This is a genomic window from Rhodococcus sp. Q1 (genome assembly GCF_004153645.1).
In the GTDB taxonomy this organism is placed as follows: Bacteria; Actinomycetota; Actinomycetes; order Mycobacteriales; family Mycobacteriaceae; genus Rhodococcus; species Rhodococcus gordoniae.
The window spans coordinates 143,386-161,035 of sequence record NZ_SDMJ01000007.1 but is presented as its reverse complement, the minus strand read 5'-3'; the positions used below and the strand labels follow the sequence as shown (position 1 = coordinate 161,035).

18 protein-coding genes and 1 tRNA gene are annotated in these 17,650 nt (G+C 68.1%); 13 read left to right on the top strand and 6 right to left on the bottom strand.

The features are described from left to right. Positions 1 to 203 precede the first annotated feature (203 nt). Positions 204 to 1,364 carry a GIY-YIG nuclease family protein gene (locus EQ874_RS19375; RefSeq protein ID WP_129977798.1) on the bottom strand — a complete coding sequence of 387 codons (1,161 nt, stop codon included), beginning with the start codon at positions 1,362 to 1,364 and terminating at the stop codon, positions 204 to 206. 112 nt (positions 1,365 to 1,476) lie between these two features. On the opposite strand from EQ874_RS19375, the gene EQ874_RS19370 reads away from it, so the two are divergent. Both EQ874_RS19370 and EQ874_RS19365 read left to right on the top strand, forming a co-directional pair. Next, positions 1,477 to 2,496: a hypothetical protein gene (locus EQ874_RS19370; RefSeq protein WP_129977797.1), complete on the top strand. Its 1,020-nt coding sequence runs from the start codon at positions 1,477 to 1,479 to the stop codon at positions 2,494 to 2,496. 86 nt (positions 2,497 to 2,582) lie between these two features. Further along, positions 2,583 to 3,182 carry a putative glycolipid-binding domain-containing protein gene (locus EQ874_RS19365; protein WP_129977796.1) on the top strand — a complete coding sequence of 200 codons (600 nt, stop codon included), beginning with the start codon at positions 2,583 to 2,585 and terminating at the stop codon, positions 3,180 to 3,182. Here the strand turns inward: EQ874_RS19365 and EQ874_RS19360 are convergent. Next, positions 3,179 to 4,525 (bottom strand): amidase, encoded by a 1,347-nt coding sequence (locus tag EQ874_RS19360; protein WP_129977795.1) that lies wholly within the window; start codon positions 4,523 to 4,525, stop codon positions 3,179 to 3,181. The two genes, EQ874_RS19365 and EQ874_RS19360, sit on opposite strands and share 4 nt — an antisense overlap. Next, positions 4,513 to 5,457 carry a prephenate dehydrogenase gene (locus EQ874_RS19355; RefSeq protein ID WP_129977794.1) on the bottom strand — a complete coding sequence of 315 codons (945 nt, stop codon included), beginning with the start codon at positions 5,455 to 5,457 and terminating at the stop codon, positions 4,513 to 4,515. The genes EQ874_RS19360 and EQ874_RS19355 overlap by 13 nt, the downstream gene beginning before the upstream one ends. Before the next feature lie 66 nt (positions 5,458 to 5,523). On the opposite strand from EQ874_RS19355, the gene EQ874_RS19350 reads away from it, so the two are divergent. From EQ874_RS19350 to EQ874_RS19325, 5 genes are all read left to right on the top strand, one after another. Beyond that, the gene (locus tag EQ874_RS19350) at positions 5,524 to 6,084 is read left to right on the top strand and encodes a tRNA adenosine deaminase-associated protein (RefSeq protein WP_026002850.1); all 561 of its coding nucleotides are present in this window, start codon (positions 5,524 to 5,526) and stop codon (positions 6,082 to 6,084) included. After that, positions 6,085 to 6,561, top strand: coding sequence for a nucleoside deaminase (locus tag EQ874_RS19345; protein WP_129977793.1), 477 nt, complete (start codon positions 6,085 to 6,087; stop codon positions 6,559 to 6,561). Positions 6,562 to 6,607: 46 nt separating this feature from the next. Then, positions 6,608 to 6,698, top strand: a tRNA-Ser gene (locus tag EQ874_RS19340). A gap of 280 nt (positions 6,699 to 6,978) precedes the next feature. Further along, positions 6,979 to 7,722 carry an alpha/beta hydrolase gene (locus EQ874_RS19330; RefSeq protein ID WP_129977791.1) on the top strand — a complete coding sequence of 248 codons (744 nt, stop codon included), beginning with the start codon at positions 6,979 to 6,981 and terminating at the stop codon, positions 7,720 to 7,722. A gap of 213 nt (positions 7,723 to 7,935) precedes the next feature. Further along, complete coding sequence (locus EQ874_RS19325) at positions 7,936 to 8,487, top strand: alpha/beta hydrolase (protein ID WP_347400876.1); 552 nt, start codon at positions 7,936 to 7,938, stop codon at positions 8,485 to 8,487. Positions 8,488 to 8,621: 134 nt separating this feature from the next. Here EQ874_RS19325 and EQ874_RS19320 read toward each other — a convergent pair whose 3' ends face one another. Further along, the gene (locus tag EQ874_RS19320) at positions 8,622 to 9,419 is read right to left on the bottom strand and encodes an SDR family oxidoreductase (protein WP_129977790.1); all 798 of its coding nucleotides are present in this window, start codon (positions 9,417 to 9,419) and stop codon (positions 8,622 to 8,624) included. 60 nt (positions 9,420 to 9,479) lie between these two features. Here EQ874_RS19320 and EQ874_RS19315 point away from each other — a divergent pair, with 60 nt between their 5' ends. Next, positions 9,480 to 9,974, top strand: coding sequence for a metallophosphoesterase (locus EQ874_RS19315; protein ID WP_064062882.1), 495 nt, complete (start codon positions 9,480 to 9,482; stop codon positions 9,972 to 9,974). A gap of 17 nt (positions 9,975 to 9,991) precedes the next feature. Here the strand turns inward: EQ874_RS19315 and EQ874_RS19310 are convergent, their stop codons facing one another. Then, the gene (locus tag EQ874_RS19310) at positions 9,992 to 10,534 is read right to left on the bottom strand and encodes a TetR/AcrR family transcriptional regulator (RefSeq protein WP_129977789.1); all 543 of its coding nucleotides are present in this window, start codon (positions 10,532 to 10,534) and stop codon (positions 9,992 to 9,994) included. A 98-nt stretch (positions 10,535 to 10,632) separates the two neighbouring features. On the opposite strand from EQ874_RS19310, the gene EQ874_RS19305 reads away from it, so the two are divergent. Both EQ874_RS19305 and EQ874_RS19300 read left to right on the top strand, forming a co-directional pair. After that, positions 10,633 to 12,177 carry an MFS transporter gene (locus EQ874_RS19305; protein WP_129977788.1) on the top strand — a complete coding sequence of 515 codons (1,545 nt, stop codon included), beginning with the start codon at positions 10,633 to 10,635 and terminating at the stop codon, positions 12,175 to 12,177. 9 nt (positions 12,178 to 12,186) lie between these two features. Continuing rightward, positions 12,187 to 12,873, top strand: coding sequence for a YceI family protein (locus EQ874_RS19300; RefSeq protein ID WP_064062879.1), 687 nt, complete (start codon positions 12,187 to 12,189; stop codon positions 12,871 to 12,873). Here the strand turns inward: EQ874_RS19300 and EQ874_RS19295 are convergent. Then, positions 12,854 to 13,801, bottom strand: a complete 948-nt coding sequence (locus EQ874_RS19295; RefSeq protein ID WP_064062878.1) for a sterol desaturase family protein — start codon at positions 13,799 to 13,801, stop codon at positions 12,854 to 12,856. The genes EQ874_RS19300 and EQ874_RS19295 overlap by 20 nt on opposite strands. Before the next feature lie 185 nt (positions 13,802 to 13,986). Here EQ874_RS19295 and EQ874_RS19290 point away from each other — a divergent pair, with 185 nt between their 5' ends. The 3 genes from EQ874_RS19290 to EQ874_RS19280 all read left to right on the top strand — a co-directional run bounded on the left by EQ874_RS19290 (position 13,987) and on the right by EQ874_RS19280 (position 17,573). Next, entirely contained in the window at positions 13,987 to 14,451 is a 465-nt protein-coding gene (locus tag EQ874_RS19290; RefSeq protein WP_064062877.1) for an Rrf2 family transcriptional regulator, read from the top strand. Positions 14,452 to 14,547: 96 nt separating this feature from the next. After that, positions 14,548 to 15,141, top strand: a complete 594-nt coding sequence (locus EQ874_RS19285; protein WP_129977787.1) for a TetR family transcriptional regulator — start codon at positions 14,548 to 14,550, stop codon at positions 15,139 to 15,141. A gap of 95 nt (positions 15,142 to 15,236) precedes the next feature. Beyond that, complete coding sequence (locus tag EQ874_RS19280) at positions 15,237 to 17,573, top strand: MMPL family transporter (protein WP_064062875.1); 2,337 nt, start codon at positions 15,237 to 15,239, stop codon at positions 17,571 to 17,573. Positions 17,574 to 17,650: the final 77 nt, after the last annotated feature.

The window sequence follows — 17,650 nt, the reverse complement described above, 5'->3', positions numbered from 1 at the left end:
GGAAGCTAAGCCTGTCTGCGCCGATGGTACTGCACTCGACAGGGTGTGGGAGAGTAGGACACCGCCGAACACCCGTTCCGAAAGGGGACCCACAGCAGTGGGTCCCCTTTCGTGTTTCTGTAGCCGGAAGATATGCCGGCCCAACGGTTGCCGACAACCGAAACGGCGCTGCTCCCCGGCTCGGGCCGGGGAGCAGCTCTGAATCAGGAGCGCGATGCCTTCGGACGCGCGACCGGCCGGGGCAGAGCACGCGTCAGACGAGGCGCCCACCCGTGCGACGGCCAGCGCTTGAGACCGAGCCGGTCGGGCGTGACACGAGTATTGACGAACTTTCTCTCGAGCTCGTCGTCGGCTTCCCCGACGAACCGGTAGAGGATCGTGCCGCCGTTCTCTTCGGTGCGAGCGGCCGCCTCCCAGCCTGTGGCGCGGTAGACCGCCCGGACGATGTTGTCGGCAACGACGATGATCGGCAGTCCGTCGATTCCGCGAGCGGCCGAACCCGCCGGCCACGGCTTGGATGCGAGTTCGCGCACCGCCGCGGGGGAGGCCTTCTTCGCTTCGTTGACCCGGAGCACCACGCACGGCGTCGGCAGTTCGGGAGCGGGCGAGGCCGAGTACTGCCGCACGAGTTCGGCGATCGGAATCGCGGTGCGGTCGGCTTCGGATTCCTCGGTGGAGCCCGCCAGATTGGTGAGCACCCATTCGCCGCGGTGTGGTTCGGTCAGTCCGAGTGCCGCGATGACCGCTTCGGCCGTCACGGCGGCGGTGTGGTCGCCGTCCGTTTTGGGGTTCAGGGCGTCGGCGACGACGAAATGCTCCACTGCGTAGCCGGACTCGTAGACGGTTCGGATACGCCGCAGAGCCGCCTCGGTCTCCGGTGTGGCCAGCGGTGCCTTCTCGCCGGACTCGGTGAGCTTCGAGGTTTCTCCGAGTGCGGTCCACACCAGGGCGAAGATCCGGTTTCCACGTCCGGCACCGATGTAGAAGATGCTGCGGTCGCGCGGGTCGAGCAGGGCGTAGACGTAGGCACCGAGCTGGTCGCAGATGTTCTTCGGAAGCAGTTTCGGGCTGGGAGCGCGATCGTCGACGTGGTTCACGAGGGCACGCAGGACGGTCAGGCGCAGCGCTACCGGTACTTTGCCGGCGGACCCGCCGAACAGTTCGCGGTTGGCTACGTCCACGGAACCGAAGGTGCGCCCGATGTGACGACTCAATGCGCCGAGCGCGTGGGTGAACTCCGCAAGTCTCTGGCGTGGATCGTCCGCTGTGTCCGGCAACTCGTTGCTGGTCAGGAACATCTGGATCTCGGGAGATTCCAGCAGAGTTTGGGCAATGTTCGGAGGAACTGTCCACACTGTGCGCATAGAGCGACTCTAGGCCACACAGCACATCGGGGAGCCGCTCCGCGCAGGCGCCGCGCCGCCGGATCCGGCGGAGAAACCCGAGGAGAACCCGGGCGGGATAAGCTCGCGAGCCATGACAGCGGTGCTGACCCGTTCCCGTTCTCGGCTGTTGCGGGACACCGCGTCGTCCGCGCAGGTCGAAGCGCTCTTGATCACCGCGGTGGCGACCGTCCTCGCCACGCGTCTGTACCTCCATCTGACGGGCTATCCGCAGGTCGGCGGGTCGGTCCTGCACATCGCGCATGTGCTGTGGGGTGGGCTGCTCATGATCGCCGCGTTGATGGTCTCGATGACCTTCATCGGCCGGGCACCCGATCGCATCGCGGTGGTGCTCGGCGGTATCGGCTTCGGTCTGTTCCTGGACGAGGTCGGCAAGTTCGTCACGAAGACCAACGACTACTTCTACCGCCCGTCGGTGGCCATCATGTATGTGGTCGTCGTGTTGTTGCTCGTGGCCAATCGGGCGGTGCATCTCCGTCGTGGCCCCTCGGCCGACGAGTATCTCGCCAACGCGGCGCTCACTGCGACGGACGGGCTCACCCACGGTCTGACACCGACCGATCGCGACCAGGCGCGAGTACAGCTCGAACGCGCTCGGGAGGGTGGGGTCGATACCGAGGTCGTCGAGCAGATCGACCTCCTTCTCACTCGGTGCCGGGAGGTGCCGTCGCGCTTTTCGTGGGTGTCGATCCGGTTGCCGGATCGTCTGCGGGGCGACCGGAGCGTGCGGGTGGCGGCGGCTCTGCTCACGCTGTTCTCCGCCGGCATTCTCGTCAACGCGGTGGCCACGCTGCAGGAAGATCTCGCCGAGCGGACGAACGACGTGATGACCGTGATCCAGCTCGTCGGCTCCGCCGTCACCGTCCTGCTGTGCGTGGTGGGTTCGGTGGCCCTCTGGCGCCGGCAGAGATGGGCCGTTCGTGCGCTCCGCACGGCCGCGTTGATCACGGTCTTCTTCGTCGATGTCCTGGAGTTTGCCGTGCAGGAGTTCGGAGCTCTGCTCAACGTCGCTGTCGGTGCTGCGGCATTGTCGGTGTTCTCACACCATCTGCGGCAGGCATCCCGCCACGAGGCATTGCCGGACACGGCGTAGCGGTGTGGGAATCCTGTCGCGGTCGGGGCCGACGAATCACGACACCGCCGCCCACGGTGTGCCGTTCGTCGCATAACGTATAGACCGTGAGCATCCCAGCCTCTGACGCCACCGGTTCCGCGTCTACCTGGCCCGCGCTACTCACGTGGCGTGCGGTCGATGTACCTCGGATGGAGTCGGTACGAGTACAGCTCTCCGGCCGCCGCATCAAGGCATCCGGCCGCATCGTGGCTGCGGAGTGCACCGATCATCCGGCATTCAGCGCGTCCTACGACCTGGTGACGGACGAGAACGGTGTCACCCGCAGATTGTCGGTACGCACCACGCTCGCCGCAGGTGAGCGCCACATGTCGCTCACGAGGTCCGAAGAGGGCATCTGGATGTCCGACAACGGCATCAACCATCAGCGGTCCACCTTCGGTGGGGCACTGGATGCGGACGTGGTGTTCAGTCCGTTCTTCAATGCCCTGCCGATCCGCCGGCACGACCTGCAGACCGGAGCCGCCGACGTGGAGGTGCCCGTCGTGTACGTCAACCTCATCGATCTCAGCATCGAGGAGGCCACGGTCGTCTACAGCAGCGCGTCCGACGGAATCCACGTGTTGTCGCCGCGATCGTCGTCGTCGGTGACCGTCGACAAGGACGGCTTCGTCCTCGAATATCGGGGTCGCGCTTCGCGGATCTAAGGTTGTCCCGACGCCTCCACCGCCATGGCCACAGCGAACGCGGCCGATTCGGCGGGGTGGCTGCCGTGCCCGCGGGTACCTCCGGTAAGCCCGACGATCTGGAGCCCGACCGGCGTCGAATCCCCATCCGGGGCCGGCACCGACACGGCCGGAACACCGAGGACGCTGAACGGGATGCACATCTGCAGCAGCGGCGCGCGCAACTCGACGGGATCGCTCGTGAGCGGCGCCGAACGCACACCGGTCGTGACGGTGATCAACGCATCGAGCTTGTCCACGCTGCGGAGGCGATGTACGACGTCGTGACGTAGTCGCGTCACCGCTCGGGCCGCTCGGATGTAGTCGTAGGCGGGCCGGTCGCGCTGCGCGGCCAGCAGAGCGGCCGTCGGGGGTTGATAGCGTCCGGGATCGGCCTCGAACCACGCGCGATGCGTCTCGTACGCTTCCGAACCGGTGACCACGGGATACAGCTCGAGCATCTCGTCGGTCTCGGGCAGTTCCACGTCGACGACGCGGGCACCCAGATCGGTGAGGGTGCGACACGCAGTCTCGACCGCGTCGTCGAAGACGGGCGACAGATCCCAGATGCCACCACGCAGCCGTCCGATGCGCAGTTCGGAGACCGGGGTGCGCAGGTGCGCGATGCCGGGAAGGGCGCCCCACGCGAGCGACGAGTCCAGGGCGTCGGTTGTGAGCAGACCGATGTGGTCGAAGGTCGTCGACAGCGGGAACACGCCCTGTTCGGGCAGCGCCCCGAAGCCCGGCTTGAACCCCACGATCCCGCACAGCGCCGCCGGGGTGCGCACGCTGCAGCCCGTGTCGGTTCCCAGCGCGACGGGCACGATGCCCCGTGCGACCAGCACTGCGGATCCGGACGAGGAACCGCCACTGATCAGATCCGGATCGTGCGGATGCGCGGCTGCTCCGGATGCGTTGACCAATCCGGTGGGTCCGTAGGCGAACTCGTGGAGATGGGTCTTCGCCACCACGATCGCTCCGGCCTCACGGAGTTTCTCGATGATGCGGGCATCGCGCCCGGCCGGCGGTGCGTCGGCGAGGACCGCGCTGCCGCAGCGGGTGGGGAATCCGGCGACGTCGATGTTGTCCTTCACCGCGACCGCGACGCCGTGCAGGGGGCCGATCCAGTTCCCCGCGGCGATCTGTTCGTCGGCGAGGGCCGCGGCTTCTAGGGCGACCTCGTCGTTGCGGGCGGCGACGGCGTTCTCCCAGGGGGTGCCGGTGAGAGCGCCGAGTTCTGCAAGGACCGAGCGGACGTGGTCGGTGGCGGTCGTCTTGCCGGTGGCCAGGGCCGATGCCGTGTCGCGGAGGTTCATCGCGTCCACACTCCACCGCGACGTCCGGCTTCGCGGAATACTGCGATCCAGCCGTCGTCGCCGGGTTGCGTGCCGACGATGGGGTCGCGGCGGCGCTGCTCGTAGCGGGTCCGGGCCTCGTGACCGGCGCGGGTGAGAGCGGAGGTGCTGCGGTCGGCGAGCTGCTCCCGGGCCGTCGTCAGCACGTCGAGGGTTTCGTCGAGTGCGACGAGCAGGGCCTCGGCATTGCCCTCGCACATCGCGTCCACCAGGGGCGGGGCCGTCGCCGCAACCCGCGTGCCGTCTCGGAACGAGCCGGCGGCGAGACCGAGCGCGAGATCACCACCACCGGCGCCCGACAGGGCCAGCGCTTCGGCGAGCAGATGGGGGAGATGGGACACCCGCGCGACCGCCGCGTCGTGTTCCCCGGACTCGGCGGGTACGACGACGGAGCCGCAGTCGAGCGCGAGGTCGGCGACCTGCCGCCACACCTCGGGATCGGTGCCGTCGTCGACGGTGATCACCCACACTGCGTCGCGGAACAGCTCGGCGGTGCCTGCGGTCCATCCGGACTCGGCCGTTCCTGTCATGGGGTGTCCGCCCACGAAACGTCGCGACAGGCCGTGTGCGGCGACGGCAGCGGCCACTTCGGCCTTGACGCTCACCACGTCGGTGAGTGCGACATCGGGTGCATGTTCGGCCACCGCCTCGAGGATGCTGCCCACCGCCGGCATCGGCACCGCGATCACCACCAGGGCGTCGGCGTGGGCTGCGCGACGCAATGTGGCGGTGAGGTCGGTGGAGGCGTCGAAGCCGTCGGCGACAGCAGCATCGACGACCTGCGCGGAGCGGTTGTAGCCCCATGCCTGTCGGCCCGTCGTCGCGGCGGCGCGCAACAGCGAACCACCGATCAGGCCGAGACCGAGGACACAGACGGGCGGGGAGGACACGGCTGAGGACACCTTCTCAGGTTGGCATATCGCGTGCTGGGCTTCATTCACCGGACGCGGCAGACTACCGTTGCGCCCATGGCTGCACAGCGTGTAGGGAACAAGAGCCCTTCCGTTACCCCGAGTGGGAACCCCACGGGGAATTCGAACGACGACCTCGACGGTTTCGCCGTTGCCGTGACGCGTGAGGAGGGTCGTTGGAAGTGCCGGGCGTTGGCCGGTGCTGCACTGACGAGTCTCGACGCTGCGGTGACCGAATTGAGGGAGCTGAGAAGTTCCGGCGCGGTGTTCGGTCTGATCAACGTGGACGACGAATTCTTCGTCATCGTGCGTCCCGCACCGTCGGGAACGAGACTGTTGCTGTCCGACGCGACGATGGCTGTCGACTACGACATCGCCGCCGACGTCCTCGATGCGCTGAACGTCGAGATCCCCGACATCGATCCCGACGAACTCGACGACATCGAACCGTGGGAGGAAGGCGACCTCGGCATCCTCGCCGACATGGGTCTGCCCGAGCCTGTGCTCTCGGTGATCCTGTCGGAGACCGACCTGTACCCCGATGAGCAGCTCGACGAGATCGCGCAGCGACTCGGTTTCGACGACGTCCTGGGTAACACCCTGGACAAGCTCCGTTAGATGGGTCTGCGCGACGACGAGGCACTGATCCGGGTCGCGCTGGAGACCGCCGCTGCCGCGCCCGCCGGTGATGTGCCGGTGGGCGCGGTGGTGTTCGGGCCGGACGGCACCGAGATCGCGAGAGCCGCGAATTCCCGCGAGGCCACCGGAGACCCCACAGCGCACGCCGAAGTGCTCGCCCTGCGCGCGGCAGCACAGGTCTACGGCGACGGATGGCGTCTCGAGGGCGCGACCCTCGCCGTGACTCTCGAGCCCTGCACGATGTGTGCGGGTGCGCTGGTTCTGTCCCGAGTGTCGCGTGTGGTCTTCGGGGCGTGGGAACCGAAGACGGGCGCCGTCGGGTCGCTGTGGGACGTCGTGCGCGATCGGCGTCTCACGCACCGTCCGGAAGTGCGCGGTGGTGTGCTCGAAGCCGAGTGCGCTGCGGTGCTCGAGGAGTTCTTCCGCGACCATCGCGGTCCGGCATCGGAGCTGTGACCAGGGGATTTCGGCTGAGGCGCTCGATCCGGTAAAGTCTTCTAGCGGTGGCGTGTCCGAGCGGCCTAAGGAGCACGCCTCGAAAGCGTGTGACGGGTAACCCCCGTCCGTGGGTTCAAATCCCACCGCCACCGCCAGAGAGCCCCTCACCTGTTCACGCAGGTGAGGGGCTTTTCTCATGTCCGGAGCGCCGATGGGAGTGACTGCCCGGGCACGCTCGGCGATGTCCGGCTCCGAGGTCGAGGAAAATCCGTTGGCGCTCGCGCCGGCTACTGCTACCTTCAGGGAAGCCGTGCGAGTGAACGAGGAGGTGGTACCCGTGAACGCAGTATCGACGTGGGTGCTCCGACTCGGCGTCACGGTCGGACGATAGGTCGTCCGGGAGCGCCACCAGAGCACTCCCCGAAAGGCACGACCATGCATTTCGAATCCGAGCGGCCTCTCGACGACGGCCGCATCGTCGAACGTGAATTCGTCCTCGACGACGTTCCGGGACTCATGTGGACGCCCGCTTCCGCATCGGCGTCTGCCCCGGTGCCGTTGATCCTGCTCGGCCACCCTCCTCTGGGACTGCGCAGGATGTATCCCCGCCTGGTGGCCCGGGCCGAGCAGGCCGCAGCCGAGGGCTTCGCGACCGCCGTCCTCGAACTCCCCGGAAGCGGCACCCGCCCCCGGTGGCCCGCCGTCGAGCAGGCGCGTACCGACCTGCATCGAGCGATAGAGACGGGCGAGCCGGTGAGCGCCGCGATCGTCGACGCACTCGTCCTCCCGTTGGTCGACAGAGCAGTGCCGGAATGGCGAGCCCTCCTGGACGACCTGCTCATGCTGCCCGAGGTCGGCGGCCCCGTCGGATGTTCGGGGGGAGTGATCTCCATCGGTATCCGGTTGGCAGTGGTCGAGCCTCGCATCGTGGCCGCAGGTCTGTACGCGGGGAGCTTCGTTCCTCGCGTGATGTTCGACGAGGCTCGCGAACTCACCGTTCCGGTGCACATGCTGCTGCAGTGGGACGACGAATCGAACGACCGCCGGGCGGCCCTGGACCTGTTCGATGCCATCGGCTCGAAGGAGAAGACACTGCAGGCCAATATGGGCGGGCATACCGGCGTCCCACCGTTCGCAGTCGAGGACGCGTCCAGGTTCTTCGTGCGCCACCTGCGCTGATGCAACCGGCTGCATTCGCACGGGTCTTCCCATAGGTTCGCGCCTGCATGCTCGCAATCGGGAGGGGGAATAGTGGAGCGCGTCTGCTCGACGATCGTCGGACGCGCCGGATCCGACGTCCCACCGGCCGTTCTCGTGCACGGGGTGCCGGCCTGAGGAGACGACCAGACCTACGGTTTCGGTCGGCAGCGGCCCTGGGGCGCGTCACGTCGGCTGATCCTGATGGACCGACGCGGGCATGGCGACTCGCCGGATCTCGATGGGGCCTATCGCACCGACTACGAGGTGGACGCCGCTGACATCGTCGAACTGCTCGGCGACGGCGCCTACCTCGCCGGGTATTCGTACGGTGCGGTCGCAGCGATGCTCGCGGCGGCGGAACGGCCGGACCTGGTGCGTTCGCTGTGCCTGATCCAGCCCGGGTGCCTGAAGGTTGCGGAGAGCGAACCGGTGGTCGCCGAGAACCTCGCCCGTGCTCGCGGGTCACAGGCGGCGCTCCCGCCCGAGCTCACTGCGGAGGACTATCTACGTCTCACCACGGAGAGCGTCGACATGCCACCGGCCGAGGCCACCCCGGAGCGGCTGTGTGCAGCGTCGACGTCGATGCGGGAGAGGCCGTGCTGGGATGCCACCATCCCCTTCGAACCGATCGCCGCGGCGCCGTGGCCGAAGCTCGTCGTCGGCGATCCCAGAGCAGCACCGTTCACGAGCATGAAGTCCGACGCGCGGCCCGCGCCGATCAGGGCCCACACCTCGGGACGATAGGTCGCTCGGTAACCCCTCGCCGTTCCCGCTCCGAATCGTTCCGTAGGCGGTGTCGTGCGCATCCAGTTCCCCCCCAACTCCGAGTCGACCACCGGTTCGCCTGTGGACGCCGGCGGAGGGGTGACCGGTCGTCGTCAGAGTTCGCGCCAACTCCCGTCGTTCATGTCGTGTCCGTGTGCGGCCATCAGCATGAGGCCGCCGTCGACGGGAATGGAGCGGCCCGTCAGGTACGACGAGCGAGGGGACGCAAGGAACGCGACGACGGACGCGACCTCGTCGACGTGCCCGGGTCGTCCGGTGGGGTTGCCCGGTCGCTCCTCGTGGAAGGCCTCGGATTCGTCCATGCCGGTCATGGGCGTGGAGATCTCACCTGGAGCCACCGAGTTGACCGTGATGCCGTACCGGGCCCATTCCAGCGCCAGACATTGCGTGAGCATGCCGAGTCCGGCCTTCGCCGTGCAGTAGGCGGACGCGCCGAAGCGGGGGATGTGCTCGTGGACGCTCGTGATGTTGACGATCCGGCCGCCTTTACCGGAGCCGATCATGTGCCGCGCGGCGCGCTGCGCACACAGGAACGGGCCGTCGAGGTCGGTGGCGAGCATCTCCCGCCACCGGTCGAAGGACAGGTCGAGTACTTCGTCGCGGTGCCCGGTGCCGGCGTTGTTGACGAGCACTCCGAGACCGCCGAGTTCGCCGGCGAGTTCGTCGATCACGTCGGCGGTGTCCGGGCTGGTCAGGTCCTGCCGGGCCACGAAGCATCGTTGTCCGCGCTGCTCGACCGCGGCACGGGTGTCCTCCGCCCCGGCCTCGTCGGTGTGGAAGGTGATGCCGACGTCGAAACCCTCGGCGGCGAGCAGTTCGGCGGTCGCCTTGCCCATGCCGGAGTCGGCGCCGGTGACGATGGCGAGTCTGTCGTGAGCTGGAGTGGTCATGCGTCGTGGTTACCCGTGAGTGCCTGCGGCACACAGTGAACCCACGGCAGACTGAGGGCCATGCGTCTGTTGCTGCTTGCCGATACCCATGTGCCGACGCGCGCCCGCGACCTGCCGTCGCAGGTGTGGGACGAAGTGGATCGCGCAGACGTGGTGATCCACGCGGGCGACTGGATGGACGTGTCGTTGCTCGATGCTCTGGAGGAACGGTCGCAGCTGCTGGTTGCGTGCTGGGGCAACAACGACGGTCCGATCCTGCGGGAACGGTTGCCGGAGGTCGCACGCGTGACCCTCGACGGGGTGCGGGTGGCGGTGGTGCACGAGACCGGGGCGTCGACGGGCCGCGACAAGCGGATGGCCGTCGCCTGTCCCGACACCGACGTTCTCGTCTTCGGTCATTCGCACATTCCCTGGGACACGACGGCACCGAGTGGATTGCGCCTGCTCAACCCGGGTTCGCCCACCGACCGGCGTCGTCAGCCGCACTGCACGTACATGACCGCCACCATCGAGGACGGCACGCTGCGCGACGTCGAACTGCATCGGCTCGGGTGAGGGCGACCTCCCCGAAGTCAGTCGCTCGGGCCGATCAGCTTCCGCACGAGGTCGAGGAGTTCGTCGACGTCCTCGGGCGGCGTCTCGCTCGTCTCGCCCGACATCGCAGCCCCGTAGTAGAGCCCATCTCCGATGAGCATCACCGCTCGCGCTGCTGCGGGATCGCTGACCTCCTCGGACAGGGCCTCGAACCAGCCCTGGTGGATGCGGCGCAGCGCCTGCTGGGCGCGCGGGTTCGCGGTCTGGCTCAGGCGGGTCAGGGCGACGATGGCCCGGTCGAGCGGAGTGTCGGCGTAGACCGAGGTGCGGATGTAGTACGCCGCGGGTCCTTCCGGGGCCGCATTCATCACCTCCACATCTTCTGCCGCAAGCGCTTCGAGGTGCTCGGCGAGACCCTCGACCAGAGCATCCTTCGACGGGAAGTGGTATAGCAGACCACCTTTCGAGACACCGGCGGTGGCGGCGACGGCCTCGAGGGTCGCGGCGCGCTCGCCTTGCTCGAGCAGGATCGTCACGAAGGCGTCGAGGAGTTTGGCGCGGGCGGCGGGGGCGGGTGGCACGGCCTGATCGTACGACGTCGTTACTGTACCGTCCAGCTGGTACAGTAACGAGGGTTCGAATCCCCCCTCGCGAAAGTTCGATAATCGTGGCGACATCTGTGCCTGTTTCGGAACCCACCGTGACGAAGGCGGCTGCCCGGGACTGGGTCGCCCTCGCGGTACTGATGCTTCCGGTGCTGCTCGTGTCGGTCGACAACACCGTCCTGGCCTTCGCGCTGCCCGGGATCTCCTCCGCGTTGCAGCCCACCGCCGCGCAACAGCTGTGGATCATCGACATCTACCCGCTGGTGCTCGCAGGTCTGCTGGTGGCGATGGGCAGTCTCGGCGACCGCATCGGGCGACGCCGGCTGTTGCTCGTCGGCGCGACCGGATTCGCCGCCGTCTCGGTCGCGGCGGCCTATGCGCCCTCCGCGGAACTGCTCGTGACGGCACGCGGTGTGCTCGGCTTCTTCGGGGCCATGCTCATGCCGTCCACATTGTCGTTGCTGCGCAACATCTTCCTCGACGCCGCCCAGCGTCGCCTCGCCATCGCGATCTGGGCCTCGTGCTTCGCGGCGGGAGCTGCACTCGGGCCGATCGTCGGCGGATTCCTGCTCGAACATGCCTGGTGGGGTTCGGTCTTCCTGCTGGCCGTGCCGGTGCTGATCCCGCTGCTGGTGCTCGCGCCGATCTTCGTCCCCGAGTCGAAGGATCCGAACCCGGGCCGCATCGACGTCGTGAGCATCGCACTGTCGCTACTGGCCCTCGCGCCGATCGTCTTCGCCATCAAGAAGATCGCCGACAGTGGCCTCGGTACCGTCGCCGTCGTTGCAGCCGTGGTCGGTGTGGTGGCGCTCGTCGCGTTCGTGCGCCGGCAGTTGCGGCGCCCGAACCCCATGCTCGACGTCCGCCTGTTCCGTGTTCCCACCTTCTCCGGTGCCGTCGCGGTGAACCTTCTGTCCGTCGTCTCCCTCGTGGGCTTCCTGTTCTTCGTGTCCCAGCATCTGCAACTGGTGATCGGGCAGAGCCCCATGCAGGCCGGCCTGAGTCTGGTTCCGGGACTGGCCGTGATGGTCGTCGCCGGGATGTCGGTGGTCGCGATCGTGCGGTGGGTGCGGCCGTCGTCGATCATCGTCTCGGCGCTGCTGCTCTCGGCGATCGGTTACGCACTGGTCTTCCTGCTCGCCTCACCGTCGGCGCTCACGCCGATCATCGTCGCGTTCGCGGTCCTCGGCGCGGGTATCGGTGCGGCGGAGACGCTGTCGAACGACCTCATCGTGTCGAGCGTTCCGCCCGCGAAGGCCGGTGCCGCGTCGGCGGTGTCGGAGACGGCCTACGAGATGGGTGCCGTGCTCGGTACGGCGATCCTCGGTTCGGTGCTCTCCGCGTCCTACACCGCGCACCTCCTGCTTCCTGCCGGGTTGAGCGCGGAGCAGGCGGAAGCCGCCCGGGAGACGCTCGGCGGCGCCCACGCCGTGGCCGAGACGCTGCCGGCCGACCGGGCCGACGCGCTGCTCGCCGCAGCAGGATCGGCGTTCGACAGCGGAGTCACGATCACCTCCGGGATCGGGGTGGTCCTCATGATCGTCTCCGCCGGAGTCGCGTGGTTCACGTTGCGTCCGCGCCGTGACGTAGCACCTCACACGGAACCCGACATCGTTTAAATTTGCAGGATGCGGAAACTGGTGTGGGCCCTCGTCGCCGTCGTGGTCGTGGCGGTCCTCGGCTTCTTCGTCGCGCCATGGGTATACGGGACTTTCATCGCCGAGGACGACGCACCCGCGGCTTCCGTCTCGACCGAGGGCGCCGAAGCCGCGACCGGCGGCCTCGACGGTGAGTGGACCGTCGTCGCGGGAACCGAACCCAACCGCACCGCCGCGGGGTACACCGTGCACGAGATCCTGCGCGGCGCCGACGTCACCGTGGTGGGCAGCACCGATCAGGTCTCCGGGTCGGCGACAGTCACCGACGGCACCCTCGACGCCGCGGAGGTCGTCGTGCAGGTGGACGGCATCACCACCGACAGCGGTCAGCGCGACGGCCAGTTCCGCACGCGGGTGATGGATACCGCCACCCATCCGACGGCGACGTTCACGCTCACCGAGCCTGTGGATCTCTCGTCCGTGCCCGGCGACGGCAGCATCGGGTCCGTGACCGCGACCGGCACGCTCACCCTCCGCGGTGCTGAACGGCCCGTGACCGTCGACGTCGACGTCCTGCGTACGGGCGAACGCCTCGTGGCGTCGGGAAGCATCCCGGCGACCTGGTCGGACTACGGCGTCGAACCGCCGAACCTCGGATTCGTGACGGTCGACGACGCGGGCAGCGTCGACTTCCTCGTCACGCTCGAGCAGAACTGACGGTCTCGGTCTCCTCCGCGGGCGTCGGCCGCGGCGCCCAGCCGGGCGGGCCGAAGACGTAGCCGAGCCTGTCGCGGAACTTGCCGGCCGTGCGCCAGTCGCGGGCGATCGCACGGTACTCGTGGGTCTGCAGATCCCAGATGTTGTACGTGCCGACGGGCTTGGTCAGGCCGTAGGTCGGGCGGTGTTCCTCGGCCTTGAAGGTGCCGAACATCCGGTCCCAGACGATGAGGATGCCGGCGTAGTTGCGGTCGAGATAGTCGGGGTCGGAGCCGTGATGGACCCGGTGGTGCGAGGGCGTGTTGAACACGAACTCGATCGGGCGGGGGAGCCTGCCTACCCGCTCGGTGTGCACGAAGAACTGGTAGACGAGGCTGACGGAGAAACCGACGAAGACCATCCACGGTGGGATGCCGATCAGGGGCAACGGCAGCCACATGATGATCTCGCCGCTGTTGTTCCACTTCTGGCGCAGGGCCGTCGCGTAGTTGAAGTACTCGCTCGAGTGGTGGGCCTGATGGGTCGCCCAGACCAGGCGGACGCGATGGGCCATCCGGTGGTACCAGTACCAGAGGACATCGATGCCCACGAGCAGGATCACCCACGTGTACCAGGCGTCGGCCGGCAGGTGCCAAGGTGCGACGTAGACCCACAATGCCGCATATCCGACGAGCGCCAGGACCTTCCACGCGGCACTCGTGACGACGGAGACGAGGCCCATCGAGATGCTCGCGCGGGCGTCCCGCTTCTCGTAGCCGCCGCGCGGGGGACGGGTGCGTCCGTCGGGTCCGGGTTCGACGTGTTCGAGGGTGCGCGCGGCGACCCACTCGAGGATCAGGAAGGTGAGGAAGGCGGGAATCGCCAGAGTCACCGGATCGTGGAGAGGGTCGAGCAGCGACCCCCACGATTCCTGCAAGGTTTCCCACATCGCAACGGCCTCCGATAGCTGTGAACAACCGTCCACATTACCGCCGCTGTGGCATGGATCACCAGGGGCATGGAACGGTGACTCGCACCCGCGTGATGCCGGGCGGTTCGGTATTGCTGGTAGGAATTGACCGTCCCCGTCGAGACGGGCACGCCGAGGACATCAGGCAGCGCGAGAGGCATGGCATGCACATCACCGCGAGGGTCGACTACGCCGTGCGGACCCTCCTCGAACTCGCGGCGATCGAGGGCGGTCGCCTGACGAAGGCGGAGACCCTCGCGACGGCGCAGAACATCCCGCACAAGTTCCTCGAGGCGGTGCTCGCCGACCTGCGGCGGGGCGGGCTGGTGAACAGCAGGCGGGGACCCGAGGGTGGTTATTCGCTCGCGCGGCCCGCGACCGAGATCTCCATCGCCGACATCATCCGCACGGTCGAGGGCCCGCTCGCGTCGGTGCGCGGCGAGCGGCCCGAGGATGTCGCCTACAGCGGGGCGGCCGAGCGGTTGCAGGACGTGTGGATCGCAGTGCGTGTGAACCTGCGCGCCGTGCTCGAAGAGGTATCGCTCGCGGACGTCGTCACGGGCGGCCTCCCCGGGTTCGTGGAAGATCTCACGAAGGATCCGGGCGCCTGGGAGCGTCGCCGGGTGTGAAGCCCGCAATAGAGCGGAATCGCCTGTGGGCGATGTCATAACTTTGCACGACTCTGCAAACTTACAGAGCTCTGCAAAATCGGTACCGTGGATGGAGTGACCATCACTCCCGGCCTGCGCGACCGCAAGAAGGCAGCCACTCGTGCGGCTCTCGCGACCGCCGCGGCCGAACTCGCCCGTGAGCACGGTCTGTCCGCCGTGACGGCCGACGCGATCGCAGCGCGCGCGGGTGTCTCGACCCGCACCTTCCACAACTACTTCGCGAGCAAGGAAGACGCCGTCCTCGCGTACCTCGAGACCAGGGTCGAGGAGTGGATCGATCTGCTGCGCGATCGTCCCGCCGACGAGGACATCATGGACTCGTTGCTGACGGTGGCCCTGGATGTCGTGCAGAACGCCGATTGGCCGTTCGACGAGATCGTCGCATGCATCACCCTGCTCGAGGAGAGCAACGTGCTGCTGTCCCGGCAGATCGAGGTCGAGCGCCGCTCGTCGCAGTTGCTCGTCGAGATCATCGCCGAGCGCACCGGCACCGACCCCGCCTCGGACCTGTACCCGTCGCTGCTGAACTACGCCGCCATGGGTGCCGTGCGGGCAGCCATGGAGACGCATGCGGCCGGGACGGCGGACCGGTCGGTCGAAGAACTCATCCGCGAGGCGTTCGACCGGCTCCGACGTGGTTTTCCGTAGCGGTGCTCTTCCCTGACTCCCACTCCGCCCGACCGCGGAATCCGCCCCACCATCCGGCCCTCCACCAGGATCTTCCGACATAGAAAGGGTGCCCCGTGGCGACCTACCTGTACCGGCTGGGCAAGTTCGCCCACAGACGGAAGGGCGCAGTGCTGTCCTTCTGGATCGCGCTGCTCGTCCTCTTCGGGGTCGGTGCGGCAACTCTGTCCGGGCCCACCACGGACGCGTTCACGCTTCCGGGCACCCCCGCGCAGAAGACCCAGGACCTCATGGCCGAGCGGTTCCCCTCGGCCGAGGACCCCATGAACGGGCTCAGCGCGCGCTACGTGTTCGCGGCACCCGACGGGCAGACGCTCGACGAGCCCGGCAACCTGGCCGCCGTCGACGAGGTCCTCGCCGCGATCCGCGGCATCGACCGGGTCTCGCCGGCCGCGAAGGTCGACCCCGCCACCGCAACTCCGGAGGAGCAGGCCGGCGCCCTGGTCGGCCCGGTCCTCGCCGACGCCGGTCTCGTCGAGCAGATGAAGGCCGTCGCCGCGCAGAAGGGCACCCCCGAAGAGGCTGCGCTGTCCGACGCCCAGGCCCTGTCGCCGCTGAGCGCCGACCGCACCGTCGGCTTCGTCACCGTCCCGTTCGAGGGCGAGATCACCGACGTCGACCAGGCGCTGCGCGACCAGATCTTCGATGCTGCCGAGATCGGCCGTGACGCCGGTCTGACCGTGGAGGTCAGCGGCACGGCCGCCGCCGAGATGGGCATGCCCGGCGGCACCGCCGAACTCATCGGCATCGGCATCGCCGCGATCGTGCTCACCCTCACCTTCGGCTCGCTCGTCGCCGCCGGACTCCCGCTGATCACCGCGCTCGTCGGCGTCGGCATCGGCAGCCTCGGCATCACCATCGCCACCGGCTTCGCCGATCTCAGCTCGATGACCCCGACGCTCGCGGTGATGATCGGCCTCGCTGTGGCCATCGACTACTCGCTGTTCATCGTCTCGCGTTTCCGGCACGAACTCACCATCACCTCCGATCGTGGCGAGGCCGCCGGACGCGCCGTGGGCACCGCCGGTTCCGCAGTCGTCTTCGCCGGCCTGACGGTGATCATCGCCCTCATGGCACTGAGCGTCGTCGGCATCCCGTTCCTGTCGGTCATGGGTTATGCCGCCGCGTTCACGGTGCTCATGGCCGTGCTGATCGCCGTGTCGTTGCTGCCCGCCGTGCTCGGACTGTTCGGCGAGAAGGTCTTCGCGGGTCGCGTCCCGTTCCTGAACAAGCGTGAGTCCGACGAGGACACCCCCAAAGCGGGCGCCAAGTTCGTCGGCCTGATCACCCGCCGCCCCGCCATCCCGCTGATCGCCGGTGTGGTCCTCCTCGGTGCGCTCGCCCTGCCCGCCACCGGACTGAATCTCGCGCTGCCGTCGGAGGCCACCGCGGATCCCGCCACCAGCGCCCGCAAGGCCTACGACCTGATCGACGACGGATTCGGCCCCGGGCGCAACGGCCCGCTGGTCGTCGTCGTCGACACCCAGGGTGCCGAAGTGGAGCCCCCGGCCGCGTTCGGTGCCGTCGTCGGTGCCCTCTACGAACACGACGAGGTCGCCAACGCCCAGATCGTCGCGGTGAACGAGGCGGGCGACACCGCCCAGATCCTCGTCACCCCGCGCAGCGGCCCGACCGACCCCACGACGATGGACCTCGTCCAGAGCATCCGCGACGGCGAGGCCGAGCTGCACGAGGAATTCGGCCTGTCCTACGGCGTGACCGGTCAGACCGCGCTCGAGGGCGACGTCTCCGACAGCCTCCAGAGCGCTCTCGCCCCGTACCTCGCCGTGGTCGTCGGCCTCGCCTTCATCCTGCTGATGCTGGTGTTCCGCTCGATCCTGGTTCCGCTCACCGCCACCCTGGGCTTCCTGCTCAGCGTTCTGGCGACCTTCGGCGCCACCGTCGCGGTGTTCCAGGAGGGCTGGGGCGGTCTGATCTCCAACCCGCAGCCCATCGTGAGCTTCATGCCGATCATCCTCATCGGTGTCGTCTTCGGTCTCGCGATGGACTACCAGGTGTTCCTGGTGACGCGGATGCGCGAGGACTACGTGCACGGCGCGAGCGCGCTGGACGCGGTCCGCAGCGGCTTCGCCCACGGCGCCCGCGTGGTGAGCGCAGCGGCGATCATCATGATCTCGGTGTTCGCGGCGTTCATCGCGGAGCCGGACTCGCTGATCAAGTCGATCGGGTTCGCGCTCGCGGCGGCGGTCTTCTTCGACGCCTTCATCGTCCGCATGGTCATCATCCCGTCGGTGATGGCGCTGCTCGGCGACAAGGCGTGGTGGCTGCCGAAGTGGCTCGACAAGATCCTTCCGAACGTCGACGTCGAAGGTGAGAAGCTCACCCGCGAGCTCGCCGCCACCGAGTCCACCCCGGAATCCGCACGACTGTGACGAACCACCGGGCGGCCGCGTACCCGCAGCGGTGCGTGGCCGCCCGTCCGTCCGTGGAGATCGTCGCAGGAAGGCGC